Origin of the sequence: Frateuria edaphi (assembly GCF_021117405.1) — a bacterium.
Lineage (GTDB): Bacteria > Pseudomonadota > Gammaproteobacteria > Xanthomonadales > Rhodanobacteraceae > Frateuria_A > Frateuria_A edaphi.
Window position 1 is genome coordinate 2986670 of the sequence record NZ_CP088251.1, and the last position, 16217, is coordinate 3002886.

Here is a 16217-nt window from a genome sequence, read left to right on the forward strand (position 1 = left end):
CGCTGCGCCAGCAAGCGATCCAGGCGTTGCGCGAGGTCCCGCCGACGCCCTCCACACGCCCGCGCATGTTGCACCGTACCTTGCAGCGCAACACGCGCGCCTGCTATCAAAGGCGGTCTTTTCGGGCCGTTTGCGCGTGCCTGGCCCCACTGGATGGGCCGCCGCCTCCCCCAACGCATCCCCATCTCCACTCCACCTTCACGGGAGCGAGTCGTGTCCATCGCCGCCAAGTTTGAAATCGAGTACCTGCAATACCTCGACGCCGAGGGCAAGCAGGTGCGTGACGACCTGCCTGCCTTCGCGCAGGACCTGAACCAGATGGTCGAGCTGTACAAGCTGATGCTCTCAACCCGCGTGTTCGACGCCAAGTCGATCGCGCTGCAGCGCACCGGCAAGCTCGGCACCTATGCCTCGTGCCTGGGCCACGAGGCCGCGCACGTCGGCATCGGCAGCGCCATGAAGCCCGAAGACGTGCTCGCACCGAGCTACCGCGAATACGGCGCGCAGCTCTACCGCGGCGTGCAGCCGCGCGAGGTGTACATGTACTGGGGCGGCGACGAGCGCGGCAACGATTACCAGAATGAGCCGGCGCGCCACGACTTCGCCTGGTCGGTGCCGATCGCCACGCAGTGCCTGCATGCGGCCGGTTCCGCGCTGGCGTTCAAGATCCGCGGCGAGAAGCGCGTGGCGGTGTGCACCATCGGCGATGGCGGCTCGTCCAAGGGTGACTTCTACGGCGCGATCAACATCGCCGGCGCGCAGAACCTGCCGATGGTCGCGGTGATCGTCAACAACCAGTGGGCGATCTCGGTGCCGCGCAAGATCCAGTCCGGCGCGCCGACGCTCGCGCAGAAGGGCATTGCCGCGGGCCTGTACTGCATCCAGGTCGACGGCAACGACATCATCGCCGTGCGCAAGGCGATGGAGGACGCGCTCGAGCGCGCCCGCAACGGCCAAGGCGGCAGCGTCATCGAGGCGGTCACCTATCGCCTGGGCGACCACACCACCGCCGACGACGCGCGCCGCTACCGCGGCGAGCAGGAAGTCAAGGACGCCTGGGCGAAGGACCCGGTCAAGCGCCTGAAGAACTGGCTGGTGGCCAAGAAGGTGTGGGACGACAAGAAGGAAGAAGCCTGGAAGGCCGAGTGCGACGACTGGATGGACAACGAGGTCAACGCCTACCTCGAGACCAAGACCCAACCGGTCACCGCCATGTTCGACTACACCTTCGCGGAAGTTCCCGCCGACCTGGAAAAGCAGCGCGACCTCGCGCTCTCGCTCGAGAACAAGGCCCACTAAGCCATGGCACAGATCACTCTTATCGAAGCAGTCACCCAGGCGCTCGCCTACGAGATGGCGCACGACGAATCGGTCGTGGTGCTGGGTGAAGACGTGGGCGTCAACGGCGGCGTGTTCCGCGCCACCCAGGGCCTGCAGGAGAAGTTCGGCGAACTGCGCGTGCTCGACACCCCGCTGGACGAGACCACCATCGCCGGCGTCACCGTGGGCCTGGCCGTGCAGGGCATGAAGCCGGTGGCCGAGGCGCAGTTCGAGGGCTTCATCTACCCGATGATGGAGCAGATCGCCTGCCACGCCGCGCGCCTGCGCAACCGCACCCGCGGCCGCCTCACCGTGCCCGCCGTGTGGCGCGCCCCGTGGGGCGGCGGCATCCGTGCGCCGGAGCATCACTCCGAGGCGAACGAACACCTGTTCACCAATATCCCGGGCCTGCGCGTGGTGATGCCCTCCTCGCCGGCGCGGGCCTACGGCCTGCTGCTGGCGGCGATCCGCGACCCCGATCCGGTGATGTTCTTCGAGCCCAAGCGCATCTACCGCCAGTACAAGGAAGAAGTGCCGGACGACGGTGAGGCGCTGCCGCTGGACGTGTGCTTCGTGCTGCGCGACGGCACTGACGTGACCCTGGTGACCTGGGGCGCGCAGGTGAAGGAGACGCTGGAAGCGGCCGATGCGCTGGCCGCCGAGGGCATCAGCGCCGAGGTGATCGACGTCGCCACGCTGACACCGCTGGACTTCGACACCATTGCCGAGTCGGTGCAGAAGACCGGCCGCTGCGTGATCGTGCACGAGGCCCCGAAGACCGCCGGCTTCGGCGCCGAGATCGCCGCGCGCCTGGCCGAGGAATGCATGTACGACCTGCTCGCGCCGGTCGAGCGCGTGACCGGCTTCGACACGCACATCCCGCTGTTCCGACTGGAAATGAAGTACCTGCCCAGCACCGAGCGCGTGGTCGAGGCGGCCAAGCGCAAGCTGGCGGCGAGCTGATCGAGGGAACGAGGCAGCGCATCAGGCGCGCCCGTTCCATCCCCTATTCCCTTTTCCGGATACAACGCCATGGCTGACATCAAGACGTTCTACCTGCCCGACCTCGGCGAAGGCCTGCCCGACGCGACCATCGTCGAATGGCACGTGAAAGTCGGCGACACGATCAAGCTCGACGCGCCGCTGGCCTCGATGGAAACCGCCAAGGCGGTAGTCGAGGTGCCCTCGCCCTACACCGGCAAGGTGACCAAGCTGTACGGCGCCGCTGGCGACGTGATCGAGACCGGTGCGGCACTGGCCGACTTCGAACCCGACCCCAACGCCAAGCAGCGCGCCGAGGCCGAGGCCACCGGCCACCACCACGGCCCGAAGAAGAGCGTGGGCAGCCCCGCGCCGGACGACGGCCACAAGGTGGTTGCCTCGGACGAAGGCGGCGAAGTGGAAACCAACGGCAAGGACCGCGAAGACGAAGGCACCGTGGTCGGCGCCATGGTCAGCGGCAACACCGTGCACGTCGAACAGGCCGCCAGCATCGGCGGCGTCAAGGCAGTGCCTGCCGTGCGCGCGCTTGCGAAGAAGTTGAAAGTCGACCTGGCCAAGGTGCGCCCGACCGGCGCCGACGGCGTGGTGACCATGAAGGACGTCAAGGACGCCGCCGCCAATGGCAGTGCCCCGCTCGGTGCGGCCCCGGCGCGTGCCGTGCCCGCGTCGGCCGGCCGCCACCTGGCGCCCGAGCTGCCCGAGCCCGGCCCGGCGCCGCAGCGCGGCCCGGTCTCGCTCGCCGGCAAGCCCGTGCGCACCGCGCCCCCGTCGCAGCCGGCCACCGGCCAGCCCGAACAGTTGAAGGGCGTGCGCCGCAACATGGCCCGCGTGATGGCCGAAGCCCACGCCCAGGTCGTGCCGACCACGCTGGTGGACGATGCCGACCTGCACGCCTGGATCGGCAAGCAGGACATCACCGCGCGCCTGATCCGCGCCATCGTGGCCGCCTGCAAGGCGGTGCCGGCGCTCAACGCCTGGTTCGACGGCAAGAACCTCACCCGCACGATGCATCGCCACGTCGACATCGGCATCGCGGTCGACACCGACGACGGCCTGTTCGTGCCAGCCTTGCGCAATGCCGACGTGCTCGACGGCGCCGGCGTGCGTGCCGCGATCAAGCGCCTGCGCTCGCAGGTCGAGGACCGCACGATCCCGTCGTCGGAACTGTCCGGCTACACCATCAGCCTGTCCAACTTCGGCATGTTCGCCGGCCGCTACGCCACCCCGGTGGTGGTGCCGCCGTGCGTGGCGATCATCGGCGCCGGCAAGCTCAGCCACGACGTGGTGGCGGTCATGGGCGGCATCGAAGTGCACCGCCGGATGCCGATCAGCCTGACCTTCGATCACCGCGCCGCCACCGGTGGCGAAGCGGCGCGCTTCCTCAAGGCGTTGCTGGACGACCTGGCGCTGCCGCAGTAAGGAAGCGCCCTTTCTCCCGCCCTGCGGGAGCGAAGGTCGCGCGGACGGATGGGCGCCAACGCCTGTCCACCGGAAACGGAGCGCCCCGGCGCTCCGTTTTCTTTTCACGCCCTCGAGCGCACGCTTGGCTTTCAGTCCAACGGAGGCCTTCCATGCACCACAGCCGCCTCAGCACCATCGTGCTCGACTGCCAGCTCGACGACCTGGAACCGGCCATCCGCTTCTGGAGCGCCGCCCTTGGCAAGCCCGTCGAAGATGCCGACCAGGATGGCGACGGGCGTTACGCGGCGCTCGCTACCGCCGATGACGAGCCGATCGTCCTGCTGCAGAAGGTTTCGCACGAAAGCCGCGTGCACCTGGACATCGAGACCGACGATCTCGACGCGGAAGTGGCGCGTCTGGAAGCACTCGGGGCACGCCCCGTCGCCTTCGTCCGCGAACGCTGGTGGGTGATGCAGGCGCCGACCGGCCACCGCTTCTGCGTGGTGCAGAAGCAACGCGAGCGCTTCGGCCCGCACCTCAATCGCTGGGAGTGAAGCCGGGAGCGCGATAGCACCCTGCAGCAGCGACCAGTGCGCGACCGCCATGCATCACGGCCGCGCCCAGATGCGCTCCTGAGGACAGAAAGCCGCGAACGCGGTCGCCGGAAGCTCAGTAGTCGCGCACGTCCAGCGCGATCAGGCTGCGTACGTCGTAGGCCTGCGCGCTTTCCGGCCAGGCCAACTCCGCCAGCGCGCGGTCACCGGCGGACCACGGCGTGTTATCGAGCAGTACCTCCGTGGCCAGCGTGCCGTCGGCGGTACGGCGCAGGAACAGGCGGATCCAGTGCAGGCGCGGGGCGAGCGACTCGTTCTTCAATGCATCGGCCACGTTGGCCAGGATGCCCGCCGGCACGGCGATGTCCGCGCCCTCCACCGCAAAGCGGCCGATGAAGACGTCCCATTGGCGCAGGCCAAGCTCCCACTGCGCCAGGTCCAGCCTGCGCTCGTCGGTGACGTACCAGCAGGCGGCCAGCAACACCGGCAGATCACTGCGTGCGAAGCGATCCAGCGCATCGCGCCAGCCGGCCTCGCCCTGCCCGTCGCCGGCGTAGCTGAGCTCGAGCTGGCGCTCCTCGTCCAGCACCAGGTCGAGGTCCAGCCGGCCGGGCCCGCCCGGCGTGGACGCGTCCTGCCACTGCGCGCGCAGTGCGGGATAGTCGCCATCGGTCAGCAGCCAGTCCTCGTCCGGTTCGAGTTCCACCTCGTGCCGTTCGAACAGGCGGGCCAGCTGGGCCTTGAGCTTTTCGGAAGTCATCGCACGCTCACCGGCGCACCGGGCGCCAAAGTAGATATCGGAGCAGCATCGCCAGCGCCAGCACGCCCACGCAGGCGCCGTAGCCGAGCAGGGCCGGCAGCACCTGCTGCCAGATCGCGCCACTCGCGCGGCCGAACGCGTCGACCTGCGGAGGCGGCGCGGCCTCGAAGCCCCAGCCGGCGCTCAACACCGCCGCCGCGGTCGCGAGCAGCAGCGCGAGCCAGTCGAACGCGCGGCGCGCGGCAGTGCGCGGCAGGCTCCTGGGATAAGTGAAATAGGCCCAAGCCAGTACCAGCAGCCAGGGCGCGAGCAGCAGCAGCGCGAGGTAGCGAAGCATCGGTGGTCCCTCAGGCGGCGCCGGCGAGCTGGTCGAGCGCCTCGCGCAGCCGGCCGAGCGCCTGGTCGCGCGTCGCTTCGTCGGCGAACGCGGGCGTGCTGCCCACCTCGCTGCCATCGAGCTCGAGCACGCCGCCCGCGGGCGTGGCGCGCAGCGTGACCGCTCCACCACCCTGCCTGAGCTGCTTTTGCGCCACGCCGGCGGCCTTGGGGTCGTCGAAGGCGCGCGAGAGCAACAATTCCTCGCCATCGCCGGCGAACAGCCGGAAGCGGAACCGCCCTTCCTCGTCGCGGAAGCTGGCCAGGCGCGGGGGCTTGTCCCCGCGCGGCTTGGCCGCCTCCGCGGCGCCGGACGCCACGACGTGGCTGCCCAGGCCGACCGCATCGCGCAGCCGCGCCATCTTCGGCGTGGCGATGGCGCGCGCCTTGCGGGCGCCTTCCTGCAGGATTGCCTCGATGTGCGCAGGCTGGGCGATCAATGCGTCGTAGCGCTCGCGCATCGGCGCGATCTGGCCTTCCAGCAGGTCGAACAGCGCCTGCTTGGCCTCGCCCCAGGCCAGCCCCGATTCCAGCGCACCGCGAAACGCGGCAGTGTCGGCATCGCTGGCGAACGCGCGGAAGAGCGTGTACAGCGAGGAGCTTTCCGGATCCTTCGGCTCGCCCGGCAGGCGCGAGTCGGTGACGATGCGCATCACCGCCTCGCGCAGCGCCTTGGCGCCGCCGGCGAACAACGGGATGGTGTTGTCGTAGCTCTTGGACATCTTGCGGCCGTCCAAACCCGGCAGCGTCGCGACCTGCTCCTCGATCTGCACCTCCGGCAGCACGAAGAAGTCCTGGCCGTAGATGTGGTTGAAGCGCTGCGCGATGTCGCGCGCCATCTCCAGGTGCTGGATCTGGTCACGGCCGACCGGCACCTTGTGCGCGTCGAAGGCGAGGATGTCGGCGGCCATCAGCACCGGATACATGTACAGGCCCGCATTTACGCCGGCATCCGGATCCTCGCCGGTCTCCACGTTGCGGTCGACCGCCGCCTTGTAGGCGTGCGCGCGATTGAGCAGTCCTTTGGCGGTGACACAGGTCAACAGCCAGGTGAGCTCCGGAATCTCGGGAATGTCGGACTGGCGGTAGAAGGTGACCCGCTCCGGGTCGAGCCCGCACGCCAGCCAGCTCGCCGCGATCTCCAGCCGTGAGCGGGCGATGCGCGCCGGATCGTCGCTCTTGATCAGCGCGTGGTAGTCGGCCATGAAAAAAAACGCGTCGACATCGTCGCGTCGGCTCGCCGCGATCGCCGGCCGGATGGCGCCGGCGTAATTGCCCAGATGCGGGGTACCGGTGGTGGTGATGCCGGTGAGGACGCGGGTTCGGTTCATGACTTCAGTTCTGGAGGTAAGGGCGCGGGCGGCGGGACCGCACCGCCAGCCGATCGATGATAGGCGTTCGGGACGCGTGCCGGCACGCGCAATGCTGTCGCAGTGCGGCGATGTCGCTCAGCGAATCAGCGTGGATTTGCCGAACAGCGACTCGACCAGATCCACCGCCAGCTTGCCGGTCTGGTTGCGCTTGTCGTAGGCGGGGTTCAACTCGACGATGTCCAGCGAGCCCAGGCGACCGGTGTCGGCGATCATCTCCATGCACAGCTGCGCCTCGCGGTAAGTCGGGCCGCCCCGCACCGTCGTGCCCACGCCCGGGGCGATCGACGGATCGAGGAAGTCGACGTCGAAGCTGACGTGCAGGTGCGTGCCCTCGTCGATGTCGGCCAGCGCCTCCTCCATCGTCCGCTTCATGCCGACCTCGTCGATGTGGCGCATGTCGAAGATCTTCATGCCGGCCTCGAGCACCAGCTTCTTCTCGTCGTCGTCCACCGAGCGGATGCCGACCTGGCGGTACACATGCGGCGAGGTCGCAGGCTTGTGGTTGCCGATGCCGGTGAGCACGTCCGGGCCATTGCCGCAGAGGCACGCGACCGGCATGCCGTGGATGTTGCCCGAGGGCGTCGCGTCGGCGGTGTTGAAGTCGGCGTGCGCATCCAGCCAGAGCACGCGCAGCTTCTTGCCGGTGTCGCGGCAGTGGTCGGCCACCGCGGAGATGGAACCGATCGCCAGGCAGTGGTCGCCGCCGAGCATCACCGGCACGCGGCCGGCCTGCAGCTCCTGGCGCACGGCCGTATGGACGGCCATGTTCCAGGTCGCCACCTCGTCCAGGTGGCGGTAGCCGTTTTCCGGCGGCAGCCAGGGATTGAGCGGACCCTGCAGGTTGCCGCGGTCGATCACCTTCAACCCGCGCGCTTCGAGCTTTTCGGCCAGCCGGGCCACGCGCAGCGCTTCCGGGCCCATCGAGGCGCCGCGGTGGCCTGCGCCGATGTCGGTGGGTGCGCCGATCAAGCTGACTGTCTGCTGGGTCATAAGGGCCATGTCCGTCCGGTGGGATGCCGCGCGCTGGCGCGCGGCTGGTGCCGGCAGCAGGAGTCGAACCCGCGACCTACTGATTACAAATCAGTTGCTCTACCAACTGAGCTATGCCGGCCCTGGAGAAGGCATGGAGTCTAGCAGGCGGGGCGTAGGGACGGTGGGGGTAATGGGTTCCCGGCCAACCTAGAAGCAGGTCGTGCTGTGCGAACCGATCCCCGCCGTGCGCACCCGGCCGCGCCAGTCGAAGCGCGCCCCGTCGGCGACCACCAAATCCAGCCAGTATTCGGGCACCTGCTCGCTGCGTTCCTGGATCTGGGCGGAGAAGCCGGCGGTGGTGACTTCGTCGCGGCGCTTGCGCGCGTTGGCCGGGTCCTTGAACAGGCCCAGCGAGATGGCGTTGGGCTGGTCGCCGGAGCTCATCACGAAGTAGTCGCCCACGTGCGCCTCCCCCAGCCGGCGGGCCAGCGCGAGCGCCTGGGCGCGCGTGCCGGGCGCGGGCAGGTAGACCCACCAGGCGCGCGTTTCGGTGGTCTGCTCCTGCCGCGAACGCATGCGCACGCCGGGGCCGGCCAGTGCGGTGCGGGCATTGCGCAGATCCTGCGGGGTGTCGAACGGGCCGACCGCCAGGCAGCGGGTTTCCAGCGCCACCGCCGCGCTGGCCGCGGGCGCCGGGATCGAGGCGGGTGCGGGCGGTCGGCTGGCGACCGGTGCGGGCGGGGCGGTCTGCTCGGAGAGCAGGTGCAGCATCGGCACGCCCGGGTCGGTGACGCTGCGCCCGTGCGAGTCGTCCTGGCCCAGCAGCAGCCAGGCTCCCACCGCGATATTGAACGCGATCAGCAGGACGAACAGCAGGCGCAGGAACATCGGACTCCCCCCGGGTGGACGCACATCTTAGGGCGTCGCGGAGCTGCCCGACTGTGCCTGCGCCCACACCGCCAGACCCCGCAGCACGCCGTGTTCGACCATGGTCGCCGGCAGTCCCAGCAATGGCACCAGACCGGCGGCGTCGCCGCCGTCCAGCCGCAGCGCGGGCGCTTCGCCGAACCGCGGTGCCATGCGCGCCACGAAGCGTTCGACCAGCGCGGCGGCGGCCTGCCAGCAACCGGAGACCACTGCATCGGAGGTGTTGTCGGCAGCGTCCACCAGCACGCCGTCGTTGCGCGGACGCACCTGCGCGGTAGCGCCGAGCAGGGCCTGCTGCATCAGCCGCGGACCGGGGGCGATCAGTCCGCCGAGGTGCCGACCGTCCACGGCCAGCGCATCGAGGGTGAGCGCGGTGCCGACACCGACCAGCACGCAGTCGCCCGCCCCGGCGGCGCGTGCCGCGACCATCGCCAGGAAGCGGTCCACACCCAGGCGTCCGGGCTCCGGATAGGCATTGCGCACGCCACAGGCGCTGGCCGGCGTGCGCAGCCAGGCAACCTCGCGTCCGAACAGTGCGCGCACCTGTGCCGCCACGGCCTGTTCGCGTTCGGCATCGACCACCGACGCGCCAAAGGCCGCCGCGGGCAGCGGCAACGCCTGCCAGGTGGAGGCGAGCAACGCCAGGTCCTCGTTCCAGGCGGCGGCGCCCTGCGCCTGCCAGTGGCCGTGGCCCTCCTCAAGCGCCCATTTCAGGCGCGTGTTGCCAAGGTCCAGCAGCAGCCTCATGCGCGACGCACCGTGACGTCGGCGCTGTCGACCGAGCGCAACGCGCCGTCTGCCAGGCGCACCTGCAGCGCGCCGCGCGCATCGACGCCGGCGCCCGTGCCTTCGAAATGGCCTTGCGCACCGCTGAGCTTGAGCTGCCGCCCGGCGAGCAGGTCGTGGCGGGCGTAGTCCTCCGCGAAAGACGCGAAGCCGTGCCGCTCGAACTCGCGCAGGCCCTCGACCAGCGCGGCGATCAACCGGGCCGCCACCAGGTTGCGGTCCGGCAGGTCGGTCGCCAGCGTGGCAAGGTCGCACGCCGGCTGTCCGGCCTGCTCGCGCAGCGCCTCGGTCAGGCGCAGGTTGAGGCCGACACCGATCACGGCCGCGCACGGCCCCTGGTATTCGCCGCTCAGTTCCACCAGCACGCCGGCAAGCTTGCCGCCGTCGGCCAGCACGTCGTTGGGCCACTTGAGGCCCGCGCCCTCGATGCCCAGCGAATCGATCGCCCGCAGCACCATCGTGCCCACGGCCAGCGACAGGCCCGACAGCGCCGCGAACCCACGATCGAAGCGCTTCAGGCAGGACAGATACAGATTCAGGCCAGGCGGCGACAGCCAGCTGCGCCCGCGCCGGCCGCGCCCCGCGGTCTGCGTTTCGGCGAGCACCATGCTGAAATCGGCCGTCTCGCCCAACCGGCGTTGCAACTCGCTGGAGGTGGAATCGAGCTCCCAGTGCACTTCCAGCGCGCCCAGGCGGGATGTGCAGGTACGCGGCAGGGCCGCGCGGATGCGCGTGGCATCCAGCAACTGCACCGGCCACGGCAGCCGGTAGCCGGCGGCGCCCCGGGCCTCGACCGGCACGCCGCGCGCGCGCAGCGTCTCGACCTGCTTCCAGATGGCCGCGCGGGTGACGCCGGAGCGATCGGCGAGCTGTGCGCCCGACACCGCCTCGCCGGAGGCCAAAGCGGCCAGCAGTTGTTGTGCCTGCATCAGCCGCACACTCCAGGGTCGGATCCGGCCACGCGGGCGGGGAAAAAGGTCTCGCGCATCGGGAGATTCTAGCCTTTCCGGAGCCCCGTCACGCCCTGCGCCAACCGTCCGCGCCGGGCACTGGCAAGCCCCGTACGTTTCTGCGACGATCCGGAGCCTTGGCCGGTGGATCAAGGGGTTGGTCGCCATGGAACTGAAACGCTGCCTGTTCGGATGCCTGCTCGCGCTTGCCAGCGTGGGCACCGTGTCGGCCATGGGCGTGTCCACCCAGGACCCCACCGCCCCGCACGCCACCATCGACGGCGGCAGCCATGACGGCGGCGGTTCGGGCAGCGATGCCTCCAGCGCCAACCACGATTGCATCCTGCCCGGCCCGGGCGGCGACAATGCCGACGACAGCGACAGTGATGGCGGTGGCGGCGGCGGTTCCACAACGGCGCGCCCGCGCGCCAGCCATCACAGCAGCCTGGGCTGGCAGTCGCTGTTGCCCGGTTCGATCCAGTAGCTGGATCGGCGCCCTTCTCCGGAGGGAGAGGGCTCTAGGCCGCGCTAGCTCGCCGGCAGATTCACGCTGAAGCGCGCGCCGCCCAGTTCGGGCGAGCGGTCGACCACCAGCTCGCCGCGGTACGCCTTGACGATGTCCTGCACGATGGAGAGGCCGATGCCGTGCCCTTGCACGCGTTCGTCGCCGCGCACACCGCGCTGGAGCACCTTCTCGATCTGGTCCTCGGCGATGCCGGGGCCGTCGTCCTCCACGCTGAGCCACAGACCGGGCCGCTGGCGGCCGGCCTGGGGCTGCGCCTTGACCACCAGCAGCACGCGGTGGCCGGCCCACTTGAAACCGTTCTCCAGCAGGTTGCCCATCAACTCCAGCAGATCGCCCTGCTCGCCGTAGAACGCCGCGCCCTCGTCCATCTCGAACTCGCACAGCACGTTCTTGGCCGCGTAGACCTTCTCGAGGCTGCGCACGAGGTCCTCGGCGTGGCCGGCGACCGGCACTGCGCTGGCGAAGGTCTGCCGGCCCGAGGTCGCGGCACGGGCGAGCTGGTAGGCGACCAGTTCGTCCATGCGCCGCACCTGGTCGAGCACGTCGCCGCGCAGGGTCGGCTGCTCGCCGACCGACTCCAGCCGCGAGCGGATCACCGCCAACGGGGTCTTCAGGCTGTGCGCCAGGTCGGCCAGGGTGTTGCGGGTGCGCGTGCGCTGCTCGCGTTCGGAGTCGATGAAGGCGTTGATGCGGTCGGTCAGCGGGATCAGTTCCAGCGGGTACTGGCTGTCCAGGTGATCGCTCTTGCCCCGTTCGACGCGTGCCATGTCGGTGGCGACCTTGCGCAACGGTGTCAGGCTCCAGCGCAGCAGCAGCAACTGCAGCACGATCAGCATCACGCCCAGGATCGACAGCATGCCGACCAGGGTGCGCCGGTACACCGCGTTCTCGCCCTCGAACTGGCTTTCGGTCTGCGCGACCATGAAGGTCAGCCTGAGCGGCTTCTTGTCGGGCACGTCCCAGGCCACGCCCAGCGCGTAGTAGTAGAGCCGGCCCATGCGCGTGTCGATCGGACCGGCAAAGCGGTTCTCGCCCGGATCCAGCGTTTTCAGAAAGGCGAAGTCGCGGCCGATTGCCGAGGACGATTCCCAGCGAAAACCCTTGTCGCCCAGCACGACGGCGTAGAGGCCGGAACCGGGCTGCGAGAAGCTCGGGTCCGGCGGCGCGTCGGGCAGCAATACCTTGCCGTAACGCGACACCTCGCTACCGGCCAGGTAGGCGATCACGTAGTTCTGTAGCCGGTCGTGCAGGTTGTTGAGCGCGGTCTCGTGGTTGGCCCGCGAGAGCGTCAGGCCGACCAGTCCGAGGAAGCCGGCCAGCACCAGGCCGGTCGCAATGGCCGCGCGCGCCGCCAGCGAGAACGGACGGGGCGCGAACATCGATCAGCGACCGCCCGTGGGCTGCGGGCGGCGCGAGGCGTGCATGCTCAGGGGCCGCCGCAGGACCATGGACCCGGACTCAGTCGTCGTCGCCGTCGCTGCGGGGAATGGCGAAGCGGTAGCCGCGGCCGCGCACGGTCTCGATCGGCTTGAGCGCGCTTTCCGGATCGAGCTTGCGGCGCAGGCGCCCGATGAAGACCTCCAGCACGTTCGAATCGCGATCGAAATCCTGTTGGTAGATATGCTCGGTGAGGTCGGCCTTGGAGACCAGCTCGCCGGCGTGCAGCATCAGGTATTCGAGCACCTTGTACTCGTAGCTGGTGAGGTCGACCGGCTTGCCCTCCACCATCACCGTCTGCGCGGTGGTGTCCAGCTTGATCGGCCCGCAGGCCAGCACCGGCTTGGACCAGCCACTGGCCCGGCGGACCAGCGCGTTGATGCGCGCCAGCAGTTCTTCGACGTGGAAGGGTTTGACCAGGTAGTCGTCGGCGCCATGCTTCAGGCCCTCGACCTTGTCCTGCCAGGAACCGCGAGCGGTGAGGATGAGGATCGGATAGCGCTGGCCGGCTTCGCGCAGCGCCTTGACCAGCTCCATGCCGGACATCTTGGGCAGTCCCAGGTCGATGATCGCCAGGTCGAACGGCACCTCGCGTCCCAGGTAGATGCCTTCCTCGCCGTCCTGCGCGGCGTCGACCGCGAAGCCGTCACGCTTCAGCCGCGCGGCGAGGGTCTCGCGCAAGGGCGCCTCGTCCTCGACCAAAAGGATGCGCATCAGTGTTTCTCCTTCTTGCCTGCGCCGTTGCCGGCCGGGTGTTTGCCCGCGCCCGCACGCGGGGCATCGGACGAAATCGAGATGGTCCGCACGTGGCCTTCCGGGGTGAGCACCTTGATGCGGTACTCGGTCCGCCGGCCGAACTTGCGCGGATCAGCCGACAATATCTTACCGCCGGTGTCCTGCTGCACTTTCGCCACCGCCTCTTCCAGTGTCATCGGCGTCTTCTCCTGCGGCGGGGCGGCATGCGCGAGCACCGGCAGCAGCAGGACCGGCAGGCAGGCAAGGAGGCGTCGGGAAAACATCGTAGGCAAGGCGGTGGCTCGAGTCCAAATGGTTACCAGCCTAGGCAAGCGGGGCTGAACAATGGCCGGCCGGTTCACGCCGCCTCCCGGCGACCGCTGAGAGCCTGTTCGAGCAGGCTCCAGCCCGCGCCGGGCAGGTGCGCACCCTCGCTCAGCACGCGCCGGAACGTGCGGGCGCCGGGCTCGCCCTGGTACAGCCCCAACAGGTGCCGGCTGATGTGCTTGAGCGCGGTGCCGCGCTTGAGTTCCGCCTCCACGTAGGGCCGCAGATGCGCAAGGACTTCCTCGCGCGCGGGAACGGGCGCGCCATACAGCGCCGCCTCCAGTTGCGCCAGCACGAAGGGATCGTGATAGGCCGCCCGCCCCAGCATCACGCCATCGACCTGTCCCAGGTGCGCCTGCACCGCCTCCACCGTCGTGATGCCGCCATTGATCACCACCACCAGCTGCGGGAACTCGCGCTTGAGGCGGTACACGCGCTCGTAGTCGAGCGGCGGGATCTCGCGGTTTTCCTTCGGGCTCAGGCCCTGCAGCCAGGCCTTGCGCGCGTGCACCACCAGTACCTGCACGCCCGCCTCGACCATCGTGCCGGTGAAGTGCTGCAGATCGGCGTAATCGTCCTGGTCGTCCACCCCGATGCGGCACTTGACCGTCACCGGCACGTCCACCGTCTCGCGCATCGCCCGCACGCAGTCGCCGACCAGCCCCGGCTCGCGCATCAGGCAGGCGCCGAAGCGGCCGGACTGCACCCGGTCGGACGGGCAGCCCACGTTGAGATTGATCTCGTCATAGCCGGCCTGCGCGCCCAGCCGCGCCGCCTGCGCCAGCTCCATCGGATCGCTGCCGCCCAGTTGCAGCGCGACCGGATGCTCCTGCTGGCTGTGTTCGAGCAGGCGCAGCTGGCCGCCGCGCACCAGCGCGGCGCTGGTCACCATCTCGGTGTACAGCCGCGCGTTCGGTGACAGCAGCCGGTGGAAGTAGCGGCAGTGCCGGTCCGTCCAGTCCATCATGGGCGCGACGCACAGGCGAAAGTCGGCAGGATCGGGGGTCATGCTCATGCGCACATTGTACGCAGGCGCACCTCTGCGATTTCGCCGCGGTCAGCCCGCGCCCCTGGCCGCCTTGGCCAGCCGCCGGTAGCGGCGCTTGGCGGCAAGCACCCCCAGGGCAAGCACGGTGAGTACGAGCGCCGGGACCTGCTGCTGGATGTCGTAGAACACGGCCGCGGCCATCAGCATCGGCGCGGAGACCAGCTCCAGCAGCCAGACGCGCGCGAGATTCCGTTCCACATCGGGCGCCAGCCGCGCGATGAAGGCGAGGTAGCCCCACATCACCCCGGCACAGGCGTAGGTGAGGCCCACGCCGGAGGCGTAGACGATGAAGCCCTTGTGGAGATCCTCGCCGGTGGCGCTCTGGGCGAGCGCGTAGCGCACCACCACCGGCACCAGGGCGACCAGGCTCAGCGTCAGCAGGTTGAGCACGGTACCGACCGCGTCCACGTCCCGCAGGTGGGCCACGATGCGCCGGTGCAGGAACCACAGCGATCCGATCAGCAGGAAGCTCAGGAAATACAGCAGCAGCGGGCGCCCCCAGGCCTGCAGCACCGTGGCGGCGAGGTCTTCTTCCGGCTTCAGTTCGATCGCCGAAAGGGTGATCGCGATGGCGAAGACGCCATCGGACAACATCACCATCCGGTCGAGGTGGCGCTGGCCGACGTGATGGTCGGTCAGCGCTTCGCGTACACGGCTTTCCATCGCTTGGGTTCCTGGCGGTTCGGTCGGCGCGCATCATGCCGCAGAACCCCGCGGCACGGGCAAGCACGGGCCGGATCGCGTACCCTATGCACCTGCGCCCGCCTGGCGCCCGCCCTTGCGCGGGCCCGCTTCCGGCCCCATCCCACGGCGCACCTTCGACCGATCCGAGACGAAATACACCATGGTGGCACTGGCGACCGAGCACGTGATCGACGTGCGGCACTGGAACGACAGCCTCTTCAGCTTCCGCGCGACGCGCGACCCGGGCTTCCGCTTCGAAAGCGGGCAGTTCGTGATGATCGGCCTGGAAGTGGACGGCCGTCCGCTGATGCGCGCCTACTCCATCGCCAGCGCGAGCTGGGAGGAGCACCTGGAGTTCTTCTCGATCAAGGTGCCCAACGGACCGCTGACCTCGCGCCTGCAGCACTTGAAGCCCGGCGACCCGTTGGTGGTCAGCCGCAAGTCCACCGGAACGCTGGTGCTCGATGACCTCAAGCCCGGCCGGAACCTGTACCTGCTCGGCACCGGCACGGGGCTGGCGCCGTTCATGAGCATCATCCGCGACCCGGCCACCTACGAGCGCTACGAGAAGATCGTGCTGGCCCATGGCGTGCGCCACATCAGCGACCTGGCCTATGCCGACTACCTGGAGCGCGAGCTGCCGCAGCACGAATACCTGGGCGAGCTGGCGCGCGAGAAGCTGATCTATTACCCCACCGTCACCCGCGAGCCGTTCCGCAACCGCGGACGCATCACCGACGCCATCGTCGACGGCGTGATGAGCCAGGCGACGGGCCTGCCGCCGCTCAGCCCGGACACCGACCGCGTGATGCTGTGCGGCAGCCCGGCGATGCTCGATGACCTGTGCGCGCTGCTGGACGGGCGCGGCTTCCAGGCGTCGCCGCGCACACGGGAGCCGGGCGATTACGTGATCGAGCGGGCGTTCGTCGAAAAGTAGGCCCTGCAAGGCCGTCCCATCCCCGCTTCGGGCACCGGGTGCCGCCCGACCGCGAGGTGCAGGCGAGCGGACGGAGCCAACTCGCCGGCAGCTTCAACAGGCT

The 16217-nt window shown here is 69.5% G+C and carries 18 protein-coding genes and 1 tRNA gene; 6 read left to right on the forward strand and 13 right to left on the reverse strand.

The window, feature by feature from the left end:
• Nucleotides 1–213: 213 nt before the first annotated feature.
• From pdhA to LQ772_RS13890, 4 genes are all read left to right on the forward strand, one after another.
• The gene (pdhA, locus tag LQ772_RS13875; protein WP_231321568.1) at nt 214–1299 is read left to right on the forward strand and encodes a pyruvate dehydrogenase (acetyl-transferring) E1 component subunit alpha; all 1086 of its coding nucleotides are present in this window, start codon (nt 214–216) and stop codon (nt 1297–1299) included.
• Between the two features lie 3 nt (nt 1300–1302).
• Nucleotides 1303–2283 (forward strand): alpha-ketoacid dehydrogenase subunit beta, encoded by a 981-nt coding sequence (locus LQ772_RS13880; RefSeq protein ID WP_231321570.1) that lies wholly within the window; start codon nt 1303–1305, stop codon nt 2281–2283.
• Between the two features lie 69 nt (nt 2284–2352).
• Nucleotides 2353–3741, forward strand: a complete 1389-nt coding sequence (locus LQ772_RS13885) for a dihydrolipoamide acetyltransferase family protein (protein WP_231321572.1) — start codon at nt 2353–2355, stop codon at nt 3739–3741.
• A 152-nt stretch (nt 3742–3893) separates the two neighbouring features.
• Nucleotides 3894–4277 carry a VOC family protein gene (locus LQ772_RS13890; protein WP_231321574.1) on the forward strand — a complete coding sequence of 128 codons (384 nt, stop codon included), beginning with the start codon at nt 3894–3896 and terminating at the stop codon, nt 4275–4277.
• Nucleotides 4278–4392: 115 nt separating this feature from the next.
• On the opposite strand, the gene LQ772_RS13895 is transcribed toward LQ772_RS13890, so the two are convergent.
• From LQ772_RS13895 to LQ772_RS13930, 8 genes are all read right to left on the reverse strand, one after another.
• Nucleotides 4393–5037: a DUF6348 family protein gene (locus LQ772_RS13895; RefSeq protein ID WP_231321576.1), complete on the reverse strand. Its 645-nt coding sequence runs from the start codon at nt 5035–5037 to the stop codon at nt 4393–4395.
• A gap of 7 nt (nt 5038–5044) precedes the next feature.
• Nucleotides 5045–5374 carry a hypothetical protein gene (locus LQ772_RS13900; protein ID WP_231321578.1) on the reverse strand — a complete coding sequence of 110 codons (330 nt, stop codon included), beginning with the start codon at nt 5372–5374 and terminating at the stop codon, nt 5045–5047.
• Nucleotides 5375–5384: 10 nt separating this feature from the next.
• A complete protein-coding gene (locus tag LQ772_RS13905; protein WP_231321580.1) occupies nt 5385–6743 on the reverse strand; it encodes a tryptophan--tRNA ligase in 1359 nt (452 codons plus the stop codon).
• Between the two features lie 117 nt (nt 6744–6860).
• Nucleotides 6861–7775 (reverse strand): arginase, encoded by a 915-nt coding sequence (gene rocF / locus LQ772_RS13910; RefSeq protein WP_231321582.1) that lies wholly within the window; start codon nt 7773–7775, stop codon nt 6861–6863.
• Nucleotides 7776–7820: 45 nt separating this feature from the next.
• Nucleotides 7821–7896: transfer RNA gene (locus LQ772_RS13915), tRNA-Thr, on the reverse strand.
• Between the two features lie 68 nt (nt 7897–7964).
• Nucleotides 7965–8645 (reverse strand): SPOR domain-containing protein, encoded by a 681-nt coding sequence (locus LQ772_RS13920; protein ID WP_231321584.1) that lies wholly within the window; start codon nt 8643–8645, stop codon nt 7965–7967.
• Between the two features lie 27 nt (nt 8646–8672).
• Entirely contained in the window at nt 8673–9431 is a 759-nt protein-coding gene (locus tag LQ772_RS13925) for a type III pantothenate kinase (protein WP_231321586.1), read from the reverse strand.
• Complete coding sequence (locus tag LQ772_RS13930; RefSeq protein ID WP_231321589.1) at nt 9428–10399, reverse strand: biotin--[acetyl-CoA-carboxylase] ligase; 972 nt, start codon at nt 10397–10399, stop codon at nt 9428–9430. Before LQ772_RS13930 ends, LQ772_RS13925 begins: the two co-directional genes overlap by 4 nt.
• Nucleotides 10400–10586: 187 nt before the next feature.
• Between LQ772_RS13930 and LQ772_RS13935 the strand changes: the two genes are divergently transcribed.
• Nucleotides 10587–10904, forward strand: a complete 318-nt coding sequence (locus LQ772_RS13935; RefSeq protein WP_231321590.1) for a hypothetical protein — start codon at nt 10587–10589, stop codon at nt 10902–10904.
• A gap of 44 nt (nt 10905–10948) precedes the next feature.
• Here the strand turns inward: LQ772_RS13935 and LQ772_RS13940 are convergent, their stop codons facing one another.
• The 5 genes from LQ772_RS13940 to LQ772_RS13960 form a co-directional block, all read right to left on the reverse strand.
• Nucleotides 10949–12325, reverse strand: coding sequence for an ATP-binding protein (locus tag LQ772_RS13940; protein WP_231321591.1), 1377 nt, complete (start codon nt 12323–12325; stop codon nt 10949–10951).
• 79 nt (nt 12326–12404) lie between these two features.
• Nucleotides 12405–13097 carry a response regulator transcription factor gene (locus LQ772_RS13945; RefSeq protein WP_231321592.1) on the reverse strand — a complete coding sequence of 231 codons (693 nt, stop codon included), beginning with the start codon at nt 13095–13097 and terminating at the stop codon, nt 12405–12407.
• Entirely contained in the window at nt 13097–13402 is a 306-nt protein-coding gene (locus tag LQ772_RS13950; protein WP_231321593.1) for a PepSY domain-containing protein, read from the reverse strand. Before LQ772_RS13950 ends, LQ772_RS13945 begins: the two co-directional genes overlap by 1 nt.
• 74 nt (nt 13403–13476) lie before the next feature.
• The gene (gene dusA / locus LQ772_RS13955) at nt 13477–14454 is read right to left on the reverse strand and encodes a tRNA dihydrouridine(20/20a) synthase DusA (protein WP_231326052.1); all 978 of its coding nucleotides are present in this window, start codon (nt 14452–14454) and stop codon (nt 13477–13479) included.
• 48 nt (nt 14455–14502) lie between these two features.
• Nucleotides 14503–15156 carry a TMEM175 family protein gene (locus LQ772_RS13960; RefSeq protein ID WP_231321594.1) on the reverse strand — a complete coding sequence of 218 codons (654 nt, stop codon included), beginning with the start codon at nt 15154–15156 and terminating at the stop codon, nt 14503–14505.
• Nucleotides 15157–15337: 181 nt separating this feature from the next.
• Between LQ772_RS13960 and LQ772_RS13965 the strand changes: the two genes are divergently transcribed.
• Nucleotides 15338–16114, forward strand: a complete 777-nt coding sequence (locus LQ772_RS13965) for a ferredoxin--NADP reductase (RefSeq protein WP_231321595.1) — start codon at nt 15338–15340, stop codon at nt 16112–16114.
• The last annotated feature ends 103 nt before the right edge of the window (nt 16115–16217 follow it).